This is a genomic window from Arachidicoccus ginsenosidivorans (genome assembly GCF_007971385.1).
Taxonomy (GTDB): domain Bacteria; phylum Bacteroidota; class Bacteroidia; order Chitinophagales; family Chitinophagaceae; genus Arachidicoccus; species Arachidicoccus ginsenosidivorans.
In genome coordinates this window covers 4,310,040-4,329,130 of record NZ_CP042434.1, presented here as the reverse complement: position 1 = coordinate 4,329,130, position 19,091 = coordinate 4,310,040, and the positions used below count along the sequence as shown (strand labels likewise).

Here is a 19,091-nt window from a genome sequence, read left to right as displayed (position 1 = left end):
TACCCAATAAGGTATAATTTTATCTAATTTAATATTATTATACCCTAAAAGGTATAGTATTTAAATAATTATCACATATTATACCCTAAAAGGTATAATATCAATTAAAACTATTATCTTTATACCCTAAAAGGTATATAATGGAATCAAAATTATCAGATTTTGTAAAATTAAAAAGGAAGCAATTAAAAATAAATCAGGTGGAGCTTTCAATTAGGGCGGGTGTCGGTCTCCGTTTTATAAGAGAATTGGAGCAAGGAAAGAAAACTTTAAGGATTGATAAGGTTAATCAGGTATTAGCACTTTTCGGCAGCGAATTAGGTGTTATTAAAAAAATTGAATTATGAGAAAAGCAAATGTTTACTTTAAAGAAAAAATTGCAGGAATTATCACCGAAACAACGGAAGGATATGAATTTCAATACAATAATTCCTATATAAATTCACCAGGCAAGATTAATCCAATTAGTTTAACCTTACCTATCCGGCATGAAATATATTATAGTCCTATTTTGTTCCCTTTCTTTGATGGTCTAATTCCAGAAGGTTGGTTATTAAATATAGCAGTCAACAACTGGAAAATAGCGGCAAGAGATCGATTTGGACTGTTAATCACTCTATGCAATGATTGCATAGGGGCTGTTTCAATCATACCAATAGAAATCAATAATGAATAATTGTTTATATTGTTACCAAGTTATTAAGGATAATCATAATAATGATTTTCACCCTTCTTGCTCAAAAAAATTGTTTGGCACAACCACCCCTCCACTAGTTGACATAAGTTTTAGTCAGCTAGAGGAAATTGCATTAAATATAGTTAATAACATATTTCCGTGACTGGGGTCCAACCAAAGCTTTCCTTACACCTGGAAAAGCAAAAAAATATTTTATCCAGATTAACGGTTGTAGGAGTTAACGGCGATTTCATCCTAAAACCTCCTCACCATCCATTTAAAGATCTTCCTGAAAACGAAGACCTAACCATGCATTTAGCCGAAACAGCTGGCATCCATACCGCCAAGCACTCTTTAATTCGCCTGGCCTCTGGAGAACTCGCTTACTTGACTCGCCGCTATGACAGAGAAGGCAAAAAAAAACTTGCTGTAGAGGATTTTTGTCAGCTTAGTGAGCGGTTAACAGAACATAAATACCGCGGTTCATTAGAAAAATGTGGCAAACTCATCGATCAATTTACAGAAAATAAAGGCTACGATAAACAACGTTTTTTTGAACTAGCAATCTTTTGCTATTTAACAGGCAATGCAGATATGCATCTAAAAAACTTCTCCTTGATTGAAAGTCCATTCGGAGGTTATACGCTTACGCCAGCCTATGACCTGGTCAATACAGCTATTGTAATGCCGGAAGATCACGAAGAATCTGCGCTAACTATCAATGGTAAAAAAAGTAAGTTAAAACTCCAAGATTTCCATCAATTAGGTAGCAATCTTGACATCCCAGTCAAAGTAAGGAATTACATCTTTGATCACTTCCAAAAATTATTGCCAATTTGGCAAAACTGGATTCAACACAGTTTTCTTTCACCAGATATGAAAGAAGAATACACGCAATTTATCCAGCAAAAGTTCCAGCGATTGTTTAAACAGTAAGTCCACGAAAGTCATAAACTGCACGCTAAATTCCAAATCTGATAACAATGGCGTTATCTATTGAATCATTATTCAATATTTTAATTAATTAATCAAAATCACAATATAGATTCAATGTCAAGACCACCATATATGCAATGCCCTCTGCTAAAAAATTACTTGCTTAAAAATGCACAGGCTAATCTTGTATGAACACCCATAATCATGATTTTTTTATTATTAAAGCAGAGCGAAAATTCTATAAACCTTTAATTTTAAGCCATTAGTTCAAAAAATTGCTTTAGTTTTGCTGCCCTTTTAGTAATAACTATGCTGAAGCAACAGGCCACAAAAACCTGGAAATTATCCACGCCCATTATTTTTGGTGAACTGACCCAGATGTCCCTGGGTCTGATCGACTCCGCCATGGTTGGCTCCATCAGTTATAAACAACTAGCCGCCTCAGCACTGGTCAATAGCGTACTGGTTATTCCTTTTGTATTTGGTATCGGGCTGACCATGTCAATATCCCAAAAAGTAGCCGCCGCCCATGGCAGAAAGGACGGTCAGCAGGTGTCGCATTACCTGTATAATGGCTTTATCCTTTGCTCCATTGCGGCACTTATGATCTGTGGGCTTTTAGAACTGGGTAAAAACATATTGTTTCACCTGGATCAGGATCCTGAGGTCGCCCGGCTATCCGTTCCTTTTTTAAGGCTGGTGGGTTTTTCAGTGGTGCCGACCCTTATGTTTATGTCTATCAAGCAGTTTACCGATGGGCTGGAAAAGACAAAAACAGCCATGATCTTATCACTGCTGGCCATGCCACTCAATATATTTTTAAACTGGCTGCTCATTTTCGGCAACTGGGGCATGCCCAGACTAGAACTGGTGGGCGCCGGGCTGGGCACGCTGATCACCCGTATAATCATCCTGATCGCCATGATTATCGTGCTGTTTACCCATCCATTATTTAGCAGATATGTCGCTGTGCGTAAAAACCAGTGGAAACTTAAATGGGCGTCGATCAGAGAACTGCTTAGAATCGGTGTACCCAGTGGCCTTCAGGCAGGCATAGAGACAGGGGCTTTTGCCGTGTCTGGTATCATTGTTGGTACACTAGGCGCAATTGAACTGGCAGCACATCAAATTGCCCTGCAATGCGCATCTTTGACTTTTATGGTCTCTTTGGGACTGGCCCAGGGTTGTTCCATTAGAATCAGTAATGCTTTTGGCAGAAAACACTGGCCAGAAATTCATTTAATCGGCAAAAGCACTTTTTATACCGGGTTAATTTATGGGGTCATCTGTGCCTTGCTATTTATTTTCTTACGCAAACCCTTGTCGCAGATCTTTAATGATGACAGCCAGGTTATTGCCTTATCCTCCATGCTGATGTTCTATGCGGCCGTGTTTCAGATTTCAGATGCCACCCAGGCCATCGGCGTGGGCAGTCTAAGAGGTATTAATGATGTTAAAATGCCTACGATATACATGGCTACAGCCTATTGGGTCTTTGGGGTACCGATTGGTTGCTTACTCACCTTTGTGTTCCATTTTGGCGTCACCGGCATCTGGATCGGATTTATCCTGGGCCTTTCCTTTAACGCCTTGTTTCTGAATAAACGATTTAATAAAATGGTCCGTCAACATCTGTGACGGACCATTTTATTAAATTTTACAGCCCTGATTTTTTGCCTTTCCAGTCCCCCAATCAATAGCCAGCGCAAAAAAGTGCACTTTCCTTGAACTAAGGTTATTTTAGCAAATAAGGCTGGATTTGTTTTTGCCAGCGCGCATAACCAGCGGGTTTCATATGCAACTGATCAGATAAAAACAGCGAGGTGTCTACTTGACCGGACGCGTCTTGCATGACTTTAGTAATATCAATAAATTCTGCATTGGACTGCTCTTCCAAAAAATCCTCAATCAGACCGTTGGTCTTTTCAAATCTAGGCCAGGCGTATTTACGACTGGGACTGAATTTAATGGACACATAACCAATATTGGCCTCAGGCAGTTTTTCCCGGATCAGATCAAATAAGGTATGAAAACGTTCAAAAACCGAGTCCGCCGAAATGGATTTATCATAATCAAAGTCATTTTCACCGCAATAGATAATGACCTGCTTTGGATGATAGGGGAAGATAATTTTATCTGCATAGTAGATCAGGTTGGGAAGCTGAGAACCGCCAAAGCCACGGTTGATAATGGTATAACCCGGAAAATACTTATCGACATCTGTCCATTTTCTAAAAGAAGAGCTGCCCACAAATAAAATAGCGTCCTTAGGCGGCATTTTAAGGCTGTCTGCGTGCAAAAAATGGTTGATCTCTCCTTTAAATGACTGATTGGACTGGCCATTTACTGGCCCTAAAAACACCAAACAAATGGCGAGCAGGCCCCAAACTTTTTTCATAGAATTTTATTTTATAATATATAATCAGATTGTTTAATTGACTTACCAAATATAACCTTATTCAGGAGGTAGACAAAAATCTTTAGATTCGTTTAACAACCCTTATCCAAAATGCCTAAATACTTAACGAACGGCTGCTGGGCAAACGCTACACGTTTTTTTTAAGGAGGCATCAACTTTGTTTATCTTCGCCAGATAAGGCGGTTTTTAAAAACAGACTATTTAAAAAGGCAGACACAGGCAAAAAGTATGATGGATAATAAGGATAAGGAGCAGCAACAAAACGGGGAAAAACATCAATCAGCATCGACCAAAACTGAGGTGGCAGGATTGCACGGCCAGCAAAGCGGTGACAGCCATAAGCCAGCTCAAGATCAAGGTCAAGATCAGGATCAGGATCAGGCCCAGGCGCCAGGCGCATTGGCTGATCTTTTTGAATCAGCCAATGCGCATAAACAACGACTTTATGCAGAAATTATCATACCGCTGCACCTGCCCCGCAACTATACCTGGGAGATCCCCGATTATTTAATGGCAGCAGCAGCCATTGGTCTGCGCTGCGAAGTTTCGCTGCGTAACAAAAAGTATACAGGCATTATTAAAAACCTATTTAAAGTACCGCCAAAGGATTTTACACCGCTTCCTATTTATAGTCTGCTGGATAAAGCGCCCATTGTAACAGCCGTACAACTCAAATTCTGGGAATGGATAGCGGATTATTACCAGTGCAGTGAAGGAGATGTGATGCAGGCAGCTGTCCCCTCTAATTTTAAACTCTCCAGTGAAAGTATCATCCGCATAGAAGACGAATTTGCCGATGACGTATTAGCTGGCGGCAAACAACTGGATCAGGATTTAAGTGATGAAGAGTTCCTTCTGGCTGAAGCCTTACAAATTAGAGGAGAGCTCCGCTTCCCGGAAATCCAGCAAATTCTGGAAGGCAGAAAAATCTACCCGGTAGTCAAAAAATTAATTGATCGTGGACTTTGTTATATCGAACAATCGCTTAAAGAAAAATACAAGGAGAAAAAAGCCGTTTTTATCCGCTTTCATCCAGATTACCAAAAAGACGAAAACCTGGAGCCCTTGCTCAATAACTGGAAAGGTGCCCCGGCCCAGCTAAAAGTCCTGATGCTGCTAAGACATATGACGCTGGGAGATGGAGACGTCATGCAATCAGCGCTGTTAAAAAAAGCGGCTACTTCATTAAGCACTATCAAAGCCTTGCTGGATAAAAAAATGCTGGTCGCAGAGCGTAGATCTGTTACCAGGCTACCCGTATTAGCGCCGTTTATTGAGATGGATTTTTCATTGAGCGCTGCACAAAAAAGCGCCTTCGACCTGTTGGTTGATTTAATGCAGCAAAAGAAGGTAAATCTGCTGCATGGCGTAACGGCCAGCGGCAAGACGCATCTCTACCTTAAATTGATGGAACAGGCGCTAAGCGCTGGCAAACAAGTGTTGTATATGCTACCGGAAATTGCCTTAACCGCTCAGATTATCAGAAGGCTGCAGCATCATTTTGGTGGTCACGTGGCGGTCTATCATTCCAGGTTTAACCCCAATGAAAGAGTAGAGCTCTGGGAAAAAGTACTGCAGGGTGAAGTACAGATCATTGTTGGCGCCAGATCCGCCTTACTTTTACCCTTTAAGGACCTGGGACTGATCATCGTAGATGAGGAGCATGATAGCTCTTATAAACAACAAGATCCAGCCCCCCGCTATCATGCAAGGGATGCGGCTATTTATTACGGTGCATTATTTGAACAATGTCCGGTGTTACTGGGCAGTGCCACGCCTTCTTTGGAATCTTACTATAATGCCTCGCAAGGCAAATACGGTCTTGTCACTCTTTTGGAACGCTTTGAGAATGTAGCCATGCCCGTTATTGAGCTGGATAACCTCAATATGATCCCCAAAGAGATCCCAAGACCGATCCTGATCTCCCCGGAGCTGGAGACGCAAATTCAGGAGGCACTTAAGGCGCAAAAGCAAGTGATTCTTTTTCAGAACAGAAGAGGCTATTCTCCTTATCAGATCTGTAATAGCTGTGGCTGGATACCGCAGTGCAAGCACTGCGCCGTTTCACTGACCTATCACAAAGGCAGAAATAAACTGGTGTGTCATTACTGCGGAACAGAATATCCGCTGGTCACAACTTGCGCGGCCTGTGGCAGTCACGATTTTCAAAGAAAAAAGTTCGGCACAGAACAAATTGAAGAAGCGGTCGCTGCTTTATTCCCCAAGGCACGTGTAGCCCGAATGGATTATGACAGTGTTAAGGGAAAATTCAGCCATGACGCCATGATACAGCTGTTTGAATCTAGAAAAATCGATATTTTGATCGGCACGCAGATGGTGGTAAAAGGACTCGATTTTGAGCATGTCAGTCTGGTAGGGATTCTGGATGCAGACGGCCTTTTGAACTTCGCAGATTTCAGGGTGGGGGAGCGTGCCTTCCAGCTAATGGAACAAGTTAGTGGCCGCGCCGGCAGAAAAGATGGTAAAGGCAAAGTATTGATACAGGTATCCAATATCCATCATCCGGTGTTACAATATGTACAACAGCACGATTATCTGGCCATGTATCAGGAAGAGATTCAGCACAGAAAGGCCTTTAAATATCCGCCCTTTACCCGGCTGATTCGGCTGATTTTTAAACACCGGGATACCCACACGGCCCGACAGGCAGCTGAGCGCATGGCGCAGGCTTTAAGGCAATTGGCCTCGCTGGAGGTACTGGGTCCAGCCACAGCGCCCATAGAAAGGGTTCGGGGACAGTATTTATGGGAAATTCTAATCAAGGTGCCCAAACAACCGGGGCAGCTGCAGCGTTGCAAAAAAGTCATTGATCACCAGAGGGCTATTTTGCAATCCATTAAAGAATTTGCCCGGGTACAGATTGCAGCGGACGTCGACCCGGCATAAGCCAACATGCTTAATCCAGCAATAGGCAAAGTAATAAAAATCATATTAAAACTGAGTGGGGGTTGCTTTGCGCCGTATCTCACCTGTTTTATATTTAGGTTCCGGTCGAATATGAATCAATATAATAGCGCATAAAATGATTAAAATCCCCAGTAATTGCCATACACTAATTGGCTCATTTAGAATCAAATAAGCACAGAGGGCTGCTGTAGGCAATTCAACGCTGCCTAAAATACTGCTTAGGGCCACGCCTACTTTTGGGATGGCATAGGCAAACAGTAGCGGTGGCAGAACCATCCCAAAAAAAGCCAATAAAAGGCCGATGGGCAGTAAATCCATCAAATAAATACTTAATGTTCGCGTGTCTATTAATTCCCGTATTTTGGCAAAGGGCGGAAAAACAGCCATGATAATCAGCACGACCCCTAAAATTATCCAGGAACTTTTTACAATGGCTGGCAGTGCATTGCCCACATAACCACTGGCCAAAACAAAGACGGCATAGAAAAAACCGGCCATCAGTCCAAATCCAATGCTGGCAATAGAAAACTGAATATGCCCATTGTTGCCAATCAGTCCCGAACCCAGAATTGTCCCGACTAGAACGATTGAGACAAATAACCATTTACGGGGCGTAATGGAGATTTTAAAAAGGAGGCGCTCCAATACAATGGAGATCCATGTGTATTGCATGAGCAAAATAATCGCAATGGAGGCTGGCATTACTTCCACACATTTATAATAGCTGATACTGATGCAACCGGAAGCCATGCCTGTCAGAATAAGTCTTAAAGCGGTACTGGTGGGAGTGGTGTCTTTTGACGCTACCGCATGTCCCTGCCTTGATTTAGGCCTGCACAACCGGTAAATCATCAGCAACATCCACAATAGCACGGCACCAAAATAAGCCTGGGCACTCGTGACATCTGCCAGAGAAAATCCATAGCCATAGGCAAGTTTGACAAAGGTGGACAGAATCCCAAAGCTGCAGCCACCTAATAGCACCAGAAAAATGTTTCGTATCGCCATATTGTGTTAATAAAGATACGGGATTTGTCGTAGTCCGCTTATAATTCAAAAGTGGATAGGTGCGCTTTTTGTCAATTTCTGTCATTTTTTATTTTTGCGGGAGGGCATTTTAGGTGCGGGTCAACCGTAAAAAACCACCGCCGTTGAATGCTGCAAATTTTTAACATCCGCTTGCAGATAATCTATTAAATTGGAGGCATATTTGTAAACTTAAGAAAATCTATGCATCCAAAGCGTATTATATGTGTTTTTATATTAATATTAGTGTTTGCTGGAGGAGCTGTAGCGCAGCGTCTCATCCGTGGTCATGTATATGGCGCCCGAACAACCACTTCCCCGGTTGATTCAATGCAACTGCGTACCTATCGGGGACAAGTAACCTTTTCAGATAACGAAGGTTACTATCAAATCAGTAGCAGTAATCCAAGTAATGACACCTTGTATGTTTCTTATAAAGGCAGGTTTATCATGGCTTATCCGATCGGTAAAATCACCACCCCCGAAAAGTTTGATATTTATTTGCAGAATCCCGGTTTTTACGACAACAGCTATTACAATGAGCTGGAGGATGTTCAGGTGCATGCACGCAATTATCACACAGACTCCTTGGAAAAAAGAAGATTATATGGAGATATATTCAATTATTCAAAACCCAAATTCAACCCTTTCCATCCGGTTACTTCCGCGATCAACCTGTTTAGACAACCTTATCTGAACCGGCAAAAACGCTATCAACAATTTGCTGTTAGCAGTGAAAAAGATGGGTACATTGATTCTCGTTTTACAGCTGCTTTGGTGGCCAGTTTAACCGGTATGCAGGACGATGAACAGATTCGGGTATTCATGAAAAAATACCGACCCTCCTTTGAACAGTTAAAAGGCATGGTGGATTTAACCTTAGGTCAATACATTTTGGACTGTTACAAAGTATTCAAAGTGCAACAGAGCACACAAAAAGACTCGACCCAGCTACCAACAAATACAAACACAAGCACGAACAATTAAGTAATTAATTTACCCAAATAAAATCAGCGGTTTTTTTGCAGGCAACGCACTATGTAGTAACTTTGCGGTCAAATTAGCAATTATTAAAACAGGCGTTACCATATTTTTGATCCTACTGCTTAATTGCCAGATCTTTAATAACTTTCTGGTAATGGCTACTTTTTTTGTCAATCAAGATTATATAGCGGCTAATCTCTGCGTCAATAAGGACAATCCTGAAATGCACTGTAACGGTCAGTGCCAGTTAGATAAAAAACTTAACGAAGACAACAAACAAAATCAACCTAATTCATCCGATAAGCGCGTCAGCTTTGAGGCGACTGTCTTTTTATTCAATGAGGCAAATCCACTTGCTCATTTGACACCAGACACCACTGCTACACCCCAAAATGGCATTCCTGTTTTATTCACTGAGCAGGCCTACTATGCCAAACCCATTCATCCACCTGCTGCCTGTTAATTCTAATTCCAGGCAACGTTAGTACAATTTAAGCCGGTTATTCCGTGTATACGCAGCTATACAAAGCTAGAGTACATTAGGTCCATGGTCTATTTGATGGACGTTGTGTAGTTGTTATGCCCCCTTGTAGAATGTTCAGTCACCTAGGGTGACCCCAACATTCAATAGGCAATTCATGGGATATTTCAAAAGGTGTTCTGCTTAAGTGCCTGCTAAACGCTCGCCTCATCCACCCTTGATTTTTTTTAGGAATATTAAGATGCTATTTTTTGATTTTGCATCGTATGGCATGTTGGCTTAACAAGTGCGGACTGATTCAATAAATGCTCCCTCTTAGTTTTAATAAAAGTACATATTGAGTCCGGCCTATGCCACTGCAATCAACCATTTAGGGATATGCCCCATCAGTAAAAATGTGCTACGGTACATGGGGCTCCTTTTAGGGTACTGGCAGGGGTATGCCCTGCCAAATATCAAATCGGAGAGTAGCCCCAACACAAGACCGAATCAATAAAAACACGACAATGATTTACCTAGATAAATATGAAGTATACAATAAAACAATTTCCTGTAAAAAGTTGTATCATACCAAAACTGGCTGGCACCGGGTTTTATCCTCCTTATTCACCTTGTCCATACTACTATTATTTCTGACGCCAATAGTTGCACAACAAACAATTCAACAAATTAAAGGTAAGGTACTGGATCAGCAAACAGGCCAGCCTATCGCTGGTGTAACCATTAGATTTCAGACAAGTTGCTGCCTCGCCGATCACGGGGCGACCTGTCAGTGTATTTCTGATGCAAAAGGACAGTTTAATATGCAATATAATTGCAGCGGTCTTTGTAACAATATGACAGCAGCAGAGGTCAACACTGCTGAAAAGCAAATGGATACTTTGCTTATCACAGCTGTCAACTACCAGCCGTCCACACTTATCAGAAATCATGATCAGGTAAACCAACCTTTTACTGCCTACCTGCAACCACTGACCAATGACCTGTCCGAAGTACTGGTCACTGCTTCCCGGTTTAAGCAGACCCGGGCCGATATTGCGGCCTCCATTGGCGTAGTGGACAGCCTGCAGCTGGCGCTTACAAAGGCCACACAAATTGATCAATTGGTCAATCAGGTGCCGGGTGTTTTTATGGCGGATCTGGGTAGTGAGCAGCATGAAATGAGTATCCGTCAGCCCATTACGACCAAAAGTCTGTTTTTATATTTAGAAGATGGGCTACCCATCAGAACTTCCGGATTATACAATCACAATGCACTTTTAGAAATGAATCTGGCGGCTACTGGCAGAATTGAAGTACTAAAAGGGCCTGCTTCTGCCCAATATGGACCGGAGGCAGTAGGAGGTGCCGTTAATATTATCTCTCTGGCACCCCCGCAAAATCTTTCAGGAAAAATAACGGCCGAAGCAGATAACAACGGCTACAAAAAGACATCGCTTTCTATTGGCAATACTTTTGGCAAATTCGCTGCTGTACTGAGCGGTTATTATGCCAACAGAAATAACGGTCCGATTGATTATAGTAACTATCACAAAACGGCCTTTACCCTGAATACGGTGTATCAAATCAGCCCTTCGCTGAGCTGGCAAAACAAGGCTACTTATGTGGATTATTATGCGGATATGTCCGGTTCACTGGATAGCCTGGCTTTCGCCCATAAGAATTTTACCAGTCATTATCAATTCACCTACAGAAAGGTAAAAGCCTTCAGGGGCAGTTCCATACTAACTAAAACATGGAATCCCCAATCCGAGACGAAACTGTCCTTAATGTACCGTAATAACCAGACAGGACAAAATCCAGCCTATAGAATCAAAGACAATAAAACGGATCCTTTAAAGGCTACAGGCGAGATCAATATGAATGCATTCACCAGCTATGTGGGCTTATTGCAGCACCACCAGCATTTTAATTGGCAAAACAGTTCGCTGATCATGGGCCTAAGTGCAGACATCAGTCCCAGTAATTATGATGCCCGTTTTATTCAGGTCGATAAAAATACCGCCGGCGATTATACCAGTTATAACGATCCTGATTCCGTTATGACGGATTATAATACACATATTAACAACTACGCGGCATTCTTACAATGGCAGATGGATTTACACCCAGGTCTCAGGCTAACGCTTGCCGGCAGATACGACCGTTTTGATTATGATTTTAAAAATCATTTACCAGTAACTGCAGTCAGTGGGGCACCTTCCTCCAATGTTAATTTTAATCACTGGACACCCAAAGTCGGGCTGAACTATAACCTAAAATATGCAGGGTTTTATGCCAGCTATGGGCAGGGTTATGTTCCGCCCCAGGTGACAGAGCTGTTTAATAATGTCAAAGTGCCGTTTTTAAAACCGCAGGTATTTCGTAATTACGAAGTAGGAGGCTGGTTACACCTGTTAAAATCCACCCTGGGCATCGACTGGAGCCTTTACCGTATGAACGGAACAGGAGAAATTATTTCGGTGCGTAACACTGACGGCTCCTCGGAAAATAAAAATGCTGGAAAAACGACCCACACAGGTCTCGAACTGGGATTGAACTATCATCCGGATCATCAGTGGCAAATCCGTCTGGGCGGCACGATAGCCAGGCATAAATTCCAAAAGGAGACACAAAGCGGTGTCACCCTTGATGGCAACCAGATGCAGGCGGCCCCTAGTTTTATTGGTAATGGCACGCTAACCTTCCAGCCGGATTTCCTTAAAGGATTCCACGCCAGCGTTGAATACCAACAAGTAGGTAGTTATTACATGGACGATGCCAACACGACAAAATATAAAGGATTTGAGGTCTTGAATTTCAGGGCAGGCTACCAGTATCATAAAGTAGAGATCTGGGCGAATGCCTTGAATCTGCTGGATTCGTATTACGCCGATGTAGCTACCAAATCAGCCTATGGATATAGCTATAATCTGGGCAATCCTTTTACCCTGGTGGTCGGATTGGCCTTTCACTTTTAAAATGCAAAAAGTCACCTTATGCGCATAAAATCTTTATATCGTCTGCACAGGGCACTCAGTATCATTATCGGCATCCCCATTTTTCTCTGGGCCATCAGTGGCCTGATGCACCCTTTAATGACAAATGTACGGCCAGCCATTGCCACGCAGGAAAGTCCAGAATATTTGCTGTCCAGTGACATTTTAAAAACAGCCATACCGCTTAAAAAGGTTCTTCAAAACGCAGGCATTCACCAAAGTTTCAGAAGCCGGATTGTTCATATGGATAGCACCTGGTATTACCAGGTGCTATCACGACAAAGTCCATCCAATCAAGTCAACAAGAGATCCCGCATCACCGGCACGCAAAACGCTTACTTATCTTTATTGCAGGCCAGGTATTTTAACCTGCAAACAGGCAGAGAGCTTGCACAGGGCGATAAATTATACGCAGCCAGTCTGGCACGCCATTTTCTTAGTGGAAAGCAAAGCCAGGTAAACAGCACGAGTCCCCGGATTAAGTCCATTCAACGTGTCAGAGATTTCACCGCTTCCTACACGTATGTTAACCGGTTATTACCCGTGGAAAAGGTTCGTTTTGAAAGAGCAGACCATATCACTATTTATGTAGATACCCATAATAGCCAGTTTGCCTTCGCACTGGATCAGCACCGACAAAATTTTAATCAGTTTTTTGGATGGTTCCATACCTGGTCCTGGATGGACAGCTTGCCTAAACTTAAAGCAGCGATAATTGCACTCATTTTACTCGTGGCCTTATTTACGGCAGGGCTTGGCATTTATTTGGCAGTCAAGACGAGACCCAAAACGAGCACCCGGAACCGTGCAAATAAAACAACTTCGACGACCTTGACCAAAGCCCGAAAATTACACAGAACTTCCGCTATTATCGGTTCCATATTTTTGATATGCTGGGCCTTCAGCGGGCTGGTTCACGCCATTCAAAACGGAAGAACGCCTTTTTATATCCAGCCTGTTTCTAATGAGCGAATTAAGACAAACTTATTACCAGACAGCCTTGACCAAACTTTTACCCAGTTGGCTGAGTCGTCGCATTTATCTTCAATTGGCCTGATGCAATTGAACGGCAAACTCTTTATGGAGAGCAGTCCTTACGATACAGCAGAGGGTTCCAAAGACTTGATGTTGACTGGTGGCGTAAACGCCACAACTAAGCATTACTACGGTTATGAATACAGGAAAAACAGTATACAAAGCAACAATCTTAGCGCTTGGACGCCTTATACAGAAAATCAAATAGCCAGGCTGATGGCCGCATTGGTTTTAAGAAAAGAAGCCAATTCATCTATTGGGAACAAGCAATTAGATCACCAGATTAGCAAAACAGACACAGCTAGGCTCCAGGCCACTTATTTGACTCATTTTACCGAAGCATATAATTTTTCCGACAAAGTACTACCGGTCTGGCAAATAAGCACGAGCACTTCTGCAGCAATACAGCAGGGGGCAACCTCAGCAAATAACCCAATATTTATTGACGCTTCCACAGGATCATTGGTTAAAAAAGCTGACCCTTTCAAACAGGCAGATGCGCTAATTTTTGCATTTTTCCATAAGCATGAGTTTATGGCATGGGCCGGCAAATCAGCCAAGGATGCCAGTACAGTACTTGGCGTGATCATTGTAATCACGCTGCTAGTTATTGGTTACCGACTGGTATATATCAAATACAAAACCAAGCGAAAGTCATAAAACGCGCCTTAGGCAATGAATGGTAGACTTTTGTGGCATCCCTAAGGTTAAAGTGTATAAAAGGCAGCCTATCCGTGCAGTTTGACGCGTGGATCCAGCACCGTATATAAAATATCGGCCAGTATATTAACGACCACAAAGAAAGTAGCCGTAATCAGCACGCTGCCCATTACTACCGGAAAATCCAGATTTTCCAGGGCGTCTACAGTTGTTTTACCGATGCCTTTCCAGCCAAAGATATACTCGACAAAAAAAGAACCGGCCAGCAGCTCCGCAAACCAACCGGTAATGGCGGTGGCCACTGGATTTAAAGCATTGGGCAGGGCATGTTTAAAGACAACCCTTTTTTTGGTAAGGCCTTTGGCATAGGCAGTCCGGATGTAGTCTTTGCCCAGTACATCCAGCATGGCACTTCGGGTCAGCTGGGTAATGATGGCCAGCGGCCGGATACCCAGGGTTAATGCCGGCAGCCAAAGATTGCGCAGGGCAAGATGTCTACCTGTAACAACGTCATAATCAAAAAGACTTCCGGTCATAAAAAGACCGGTATATTGATGCAGCAAGAAGCCAAAAACGTAGGCGATGACGATGCCCATAAAAAAAGAAGGTGCTGAAATCCCAAGGACACTGGCAAATACCGCCGAGCTATCCATCCAGGTATTTTGTTTGACAGCCGATAAGACGCCCAAAAGGATACCGATAAGGGTCGCAAAGATCATGGCCGAGAAGGCCAGTATCATGGTACCCGGCAAAGCTTCCATCAATATATCCATTACTGGTCTTCTGTTTTGATAAGATCTTCTCAGATAAGGCACTTTGATGCCCACCTTCAGGTCACCACCTACGAAAATACCTTTGAGGCCCTTTTCCTTAATATCTTCTTTAGTGGCAACACCAATAGGGGAGACATCATTTACATACAGCAAAAACTGTTTCCATTTAGGCTGATCCAGGGCCAGTTCTTTGCGGACATTGGCAAGTGTGGCGCTGTCGCCTGTCTGACCTAAAACAAGCCTTGCCGGGTCACCAAAACCCTGGAACAGAAAAAAGACGACAATGACCACGCCCACCAGAACCAGGACACCATAACCCATCTTTTTAAGTATAAATGAAAACATGTAGAAAGCTGCTCAGATTTAATGATGTCAGACCAGAACACCTGGTCCAGGTATAAAGATAACTTATTTTTATTTTTATTTTATCCACAACACTGCGATGCATTTAGTTGCGTGGATTTTACGACTTTTATGGGCCTAATTAATTAAACCGTTTTAATCATAAATGCGTCGTTTTTTGCCGCTTTCAAAATCTTTAAAGATAAAAGCCCCCAGGTTATCCAGGCTGGCAAAATAGGCCTTGCCGTGATTGGCCTCGGTAAATTCTGTGATAAACTGCTGCAAATAGGGATCTGAGGCAATCATAAAAGTGGTGATATCAATTTTTAGTTTTTTGCATTGTACGGCCAGGTTGATGCAACGATTGGTGATTTTTCGATCTAACCCAAAGGCATTTTTATAATACCTGCCACCTATTTTCAGACAGGTAGGCTTTCCATCGGTAATCATAAAGATCTTTTTATTGGCATTTTTTCTTCTGCGTAATATATCCATGGCCAGCTCCATACCGGCGACCGTATTGGTATGATAAGGGCCTACCTGCAAATAGGGCAAATCCTTAATCTCTACGGTCCAGGCGTCATTGCCAAAAACAACAATATCCAGTGTGTCTTTAGGATATTTGGTGGTAATCAGTTCGCTAAGCGCCATGGCCACTTTTTGGCCGGGGTTATTCTATCCTCCCCATATAATATCATAGAGTGGGAGATGTCAATCATCAACACGGTGGAGGTCTGGGCCTTATAATCCGTTTCTCTGATCTGCAAATCATTTTCCTGCAGCTCAAAATGGTCTAATCCGTGATTAATCTGGGCCGTTCGGATACTTTGGGTAAAATCTATTTGCTCCAGTTTATCTCCGAATTGATAACTACGGGTATCCGGGCTGATTTCATCGCCCAGCCCCGGTTTTTTGGTGGGATGATCCCCGTTTTTCGATTTTTTTAGTTTGCTGAAAATCTCTTCCAGGCTTTTTTGTCTAAGCGTCTGCTCTGATTTGGCGGTCAGGGCAAAAGTTCCCATGGCGGGATCTTCTTTTAGATAGCCATTGTCCTTGAGATCCTGAATAAAGTCACCCATCCCGTAGTTTTCATCTGTGAGGTGAAACTGCTTATCGAGTTCCATCATCCAGCGCAGCGTCTCCTCGGCGTCACCACTCGTATAGGGGAGCAGTTGCATAAAAAGATCCAGCAATTGCTCAAACTTGGTTTTGCCAGGTTGGGGTTCATATTTTGAAAAGTTAAAGCCTTCCATAAAACGTTTTTTGGCCTTAGGCCATTTTTTTTAAATCAGCAGTAAGTTACACTGTTTTTAGCTACTTGCCAGAAAATTACGCGGCAGATAGCAATTTTTGGTAAAAATTAAACACATGAAAATTAATAAAATACGAGCTCATCCCAGCTCCAAATCCCCGACAGCTTCAATTTAAGGTAGCTACAGCCCCTTGGATCTGACTAATTGAACATCAAGCTCCTAACACAAGTTAGGTTGGTCATATGCCAAAACATCAGTAAATTGCCGGGGTTTCAAAACATTATTCATTACAAATTAAAATTTTACAATGGCAAAGTACAGAGCAGGCGTCTTATATGGCGAAGAAGTAGCTGCCGTATTCAGCGATGCAAAGGCAGGTAACTTCGCCCTCCCTGCAGTTAACGTAACCGGTACAAATACCATTAATGCAGTACTGGAAACAGCTGCAAAAGTTAATTCTCCCGTTATTATTCAGTTCAGCAACGGTGGTGCGCAATTTTTTGCCGGTAAAGGCATGCCCAATGATAAGCTACAGGCAAATATCAGCGGTGCAATCAGTGGAGCGCTGCATATACATAATGTAGCAAAATACTATGGTGTTCCGGTTATCCTGCACACCGACCATGCTGCTAAAAAATGGTTGCCCTGGATTGATGGCCTGATTACTGCAGGTGAACAGTTCAATAAAGAAAAAGGTCAGCCGCTGTTCAGCTCCCACATGCTGGATTTGAGCGAAGAACCTTTGGAAGAAAACATTGCCACTTCAGTTGAATTCTTCAAGAGAATGGCTCCCTTAGGCATGTGCCTTGAAATTGAGCTGGGTGTAACCGGTGGGGAAGAAGATGGTGTCGACAACTCCCATGTAGACAATTCCAAATTATACACCCAACCTGAAGAAGTGTATGAAGCTTATCAGGCGCTGGCTAAAGTAGGTGATTTATTTACCATTGCCGCAGCTTTTGGTAATGTACACGGTGTTTACAAACCAGGGAATGTAGAACTCACCCCCGCAATTCTTAAAAACAGCCAGGTATATGTTGCTGAAAAATTAGGGCTGGATAAAGATGCCAAACCAGTTTCTTTTGTATTCCATGGCGGTAGTGGTTCTGAAAAATCCCAGATCACCGAAACCTTGGGTTATGGCGTGGTAAAAATGAATCTGGATACCGATATGCAGTGGGCATTTGCCGATGGCGTGTTTAGTTATTACAAACAAAACGAAGCATATCTTCAGGGCCAGCTCGGGAACCCAACCGGAGAAGATGCCCCCAATAAGAAATACTATGATCCACGCGTTTGGTTGCGCAAGGGAGAAGAATCCTTTGTAAAACGTTTGGAGGAAGCCTTCGGCGACTTAAATTGTCTGGGCAAAAACGCATAAAAAATAAGCGTTTACATACGTTTTTATCAAAAGTTCAAACGATTTTAGGATCGTTTGAACTTTTTGTTTTTTTACAATTGTATTTGGCATTTTTCCGCTAAAGCGGACTATATTTGTTTGAAATAGTAATTTTTTATATCTATGGCAGACAAAACCATTATTATAACCGGCGGAGCCGGATTTATCGGCTCACATGTAGTTCGCAGATTCGTTCATCAGTATCCGAACGACCGGATTATTAATCTGGACAAATTAACCTATGCAGGTAACCTAAACAATTTAACAGACATTGAAGATAAGCCCAATTATCAGTTTATAAAGGCAGATATTACAGATAGCCAGCAAATGCTGGATATTTTTACCAAAGACAAGCCTGATGGCATTATTCATCTGGCAGCTGAAAGCCATGTGGACAGATCCATTACCAGTCCCCTGGAATTTGTATTAACCAATGTGGTGGGAACGGTAAATTTGCTTAATGCAGCCCGCAGCACCTGGAAGGATAATTATGATCAGCACCGGTTTTATCATGTATCTACTGATGAGGTTTACGGTGCACTTGGCAAAGAAGGTATGTTTACAGAAAATACGCCTTATGATCCACATAGCCCGTATTCTGCCTCCAAAGCCAGCTCAGATCATTTTGTCAGAGCTTATCACGACACCTATGGTATGAATACGGTGATCTCTAACTGTAGCAATAATTACGGTTCGCATCATTTTCCAGAAAAACTGATTCCACTAGCCATCCACAATATCCAGCATAACAAACCCGTTCCTATTTACGGTAAAGGAGAAAACGTCAGAGATTGGTTATTTGTGGAGGACCATGCCAGGGCCATTGATATGATCTATCACAAGGCAGCCTCCGGATCGACCTACAATATCGGTGGACATAATGAATGGACCAATCTGGACCTTATTAGGCTTTTATGCAAGATCATGGATGATCGCCTAAACAGAGCACCAGGTAGTTCAGAAAAACTAATCACCTTTGTGACTGACAGAGCCGGGCATGACCTGCGCTATGCGATCAATGCGGATAAACTGGAAAAAGACCTGGGCTGGAAGCCCAGCCTGCGATTGGAAGAAGGGTTGGAGAAAACCGTTGACTGGTATTTAGCCAACGAAGACTGGCTGCAAAATGTAACCAGTGGTGATTATCAAAAATATTATGAAAAGCAATACAGTGGCAGATAAGCTACTGAAGAAAATCATT

At 42.6% G+C, this 19,091-nt stretch carries 16 protein-coding genes; 11 read left to right on the top strand and 5 right to left on the bottom strand.

The annotated features are described in order from the left end of the window. The first annotated feature begins 140 nt into the window (after positions 1-140). From FSB73_RS17275 to FSB73_RS17260, 4 genes are all read left to right on the top strand, one after another. Positions 141-347, top strand: coding sequence for a type II toxin-antitoxin system Y4mF family antitoxin (locus tag FSB73_RS17275; protein WP_146785026.1), 207 nt, complete (start codon positions 141-143; stop codon positions 345-347). Further along, complete coding sequence (locus tag FSB73_RS17270; RefSeq protein WP_192904072.1) at positions 344-676, top strand: HipA N-terminal domain-containing protein; 333 nt, start codon at positions 344-346, stop codon at positions 674-676. Before FSB73_RS17275 ends, FSB73_RS17270 begins: the two co-directional genes overlap by 4 nt. A gap of 159 nt (positions 677-835) precedes the next feature. Next, positions 836-1,612 (top strand): HipA domain-containing protein, encoded by a 777-nt coding sequence (locus FSB73_RS17265; protein ID WP_225974119.1) that lies wholly within the window; start codon positions 836-838, stop codon positions 1,610-1,612. 309 nt (positions 1,613-1,921) lie between these two features. Beyond that, a complete protein-coding gene (locus FSB73_RS17260) occupies positions 1,922-3,250 on the top strand; it encodes an MATE family efflux transporter (protein ID WP_225974118.1) in 1,329 nt (442 codons plus the stop codon). 97 nt (positions 3,251-3,347) lie between these two features. Here the strand turns inward: FSB73_RS17260 and FSB73_RS17255 are convergent, their stop codons facing one another. Continuing rightward, positions 3,348-4,010: a GDSL-type esterase/lipase family protein gene (locus FSB73_RS17255; protein WP_146785020.1), complete on the bottom strand. Its 663-nt coding sequence runs from the start codon at positions 4,008-4,010 to the stop codon at positions 3,348-3,350. A gap of 249 nt (positions 4,011-4,259) precedes the next feature. Between FSB73_RS17255 and priA the strand changes: the two genes are divergently transcribed. After that, positions 4,260-6,938 (top strand): replication restart helicase PriA, encoded by a 2,679-nt coding sequence (gene priA, locus FSB73_RS17250; RefSeq protein WP_225974117.1) that lies wholly within the window; start codon positions 4,260-4,262, stop codon positions 6,936-6,938. A 45-nt stretch (positions 6,939-6,983) separates the two neighbouring features. Here priA and FSB73_RS17245 read toward each other — a convergent pair whose 3' ends face one another. After that, on the bottom strand, positions 6,984-7,967 hold the full coding sequence (locus tag FSB73_RS17245) for an EamA family transporter (protein ID WP_146785017.1): 984 nt from the start codon (positions 7,965-7,967) through the stop codon (positions 6,984-6,986). Between the two features lie 222 nt (positions 7,968-8,189). Here FSB73_RS17245 and FSB73_RS17240 point away from each other — a divergent pair, with 222 nt between their 5' ends. The 4 genes from FSB73_RS17240 (at position 8,190) to FSB73_RS17225 (ending at position 14,123) form a co-directional block, all read left to right on the top strand. Beyond that, positions 8,190-8,972, top strand: a complete 783-nt coding sequence (locus tag FSB73_RS17240) for a hypothetical protein (protein WP_158639589.1) — start codon at positions 8,190-8,192, stop codon at positions 8,970-8,972. Between the two features lie 151 nt (positions 8,973-9,123). Next, complete coding sequence (locus tag FSB73_RS17235) at positions 9,124-9,432, top strand: hypothetical protein (RefSeq protein ID WP_146785010.1); 309 nt, start codon at positions 9,124-9,126, stop codon at positions 9,430-9,432. A gap of 524 nt (positions 9,433-9,956) precedes the next feature. Next, complete coding sequence (locus FSB73_RS17230; RefSeq protein ID WP_158639588.1) at positions 9,957-12,410, top strand: TonB-dependent receptor; 2,454 nt, start codon at positions 9,957-9,959, stop codon at positions 12,408-12,410. A gap of 18 nt (positions 12,411-12,428) precedes the next feature. After that, on the top strand, positions 12,429-14,123 hold the full coding sequence (locus FSB73_RS17225) for a PepSY domain-containing protein (RefSeq protein WP_146785004.1): 1,695 nt from the start codon (positions 12,429-12,431) through the stop codon (positions 14,121-14,123). A gap of 68 nt (positions 14,124-14,191) precedes the next feature. Here the strand turns inward: FSB73_RS17225 and FSB73_RS17220 are convergent, their stop codons facing one another. The 3 genes from FSB73_RS17220 to FSB73_RS25400 all read right to left on the bottom strand — a co-directional run bounded on the left by FSB73_RS17220 (position 14,192) and on the right by FSB73_RS25400 (position 16,491). Next, a complete protein-coding gene (locus FSB73_RS17220; RefSeq protein ID WP_146785001.1) occupies positions 14,192-15,241 on the bottom strand; it encodes an ABC transporter permease in 1,050 nt (349 codons plus the stop codon). Between the two features lie 153 nt (positions 15,242-15,394). Beyond that, positions 15,395-15,889, bottom strand: coding sequence for a vWA domain-containing protein (locus FSB73_RS25405; protein WP_225974116.1), 495 nt, complete (start codon positions 15,887-15,889; stop codon positions 15,395-15,397). Further along, positions 15,871-16,491 (bottom strand): vWA domain-containing protein, encoded by a 621-nt coding sequence (locus FSB73_RS25400; protein WP_225974115.1) that lies wholly within the window; start codon positions 16,489-16,491, stop codon positions 15,871-15,873. Before FSB73_RS25400 ends, FSB73_RS25405 begins: the two co-directional genes overlap by 19 nt. A 307-nt stretch (positions 16,492-16,798) precedes the next feature. On the opposite strand from FSB73_RS25400, the gene fbaA reads away from it, so the two are divergent. Both fbaA and rfbB read left to right on the top strand, forming a co-directional pair. Next, positions 16,799-17,872, top strand: a complete 1,074-nt coding sequence (gene fbaA, locus FSB73_RS17205) for a class II fructose-bisphosphate aldolase (protein WP_146784993.1) — start codon at positions 16,799-16,801, stop codon at positions 17,870-17,872. Positions 17,873-18,013: 141 nt separating this feature from the next. Then, positions 18,014-19,072 (top strand): dTDP-glucose 4,6-dehydratase, encoded by a 1,059-nt coding sequence (gene rfbB / locus FSB73_RS17200; protein WP_146784990.1) that lies wholly within the window; start codon positions 18,014-18,016, stop codon positions 19,070-19,072. Positions 19,073-19,091: the final 19 nt, after the last annotated feature.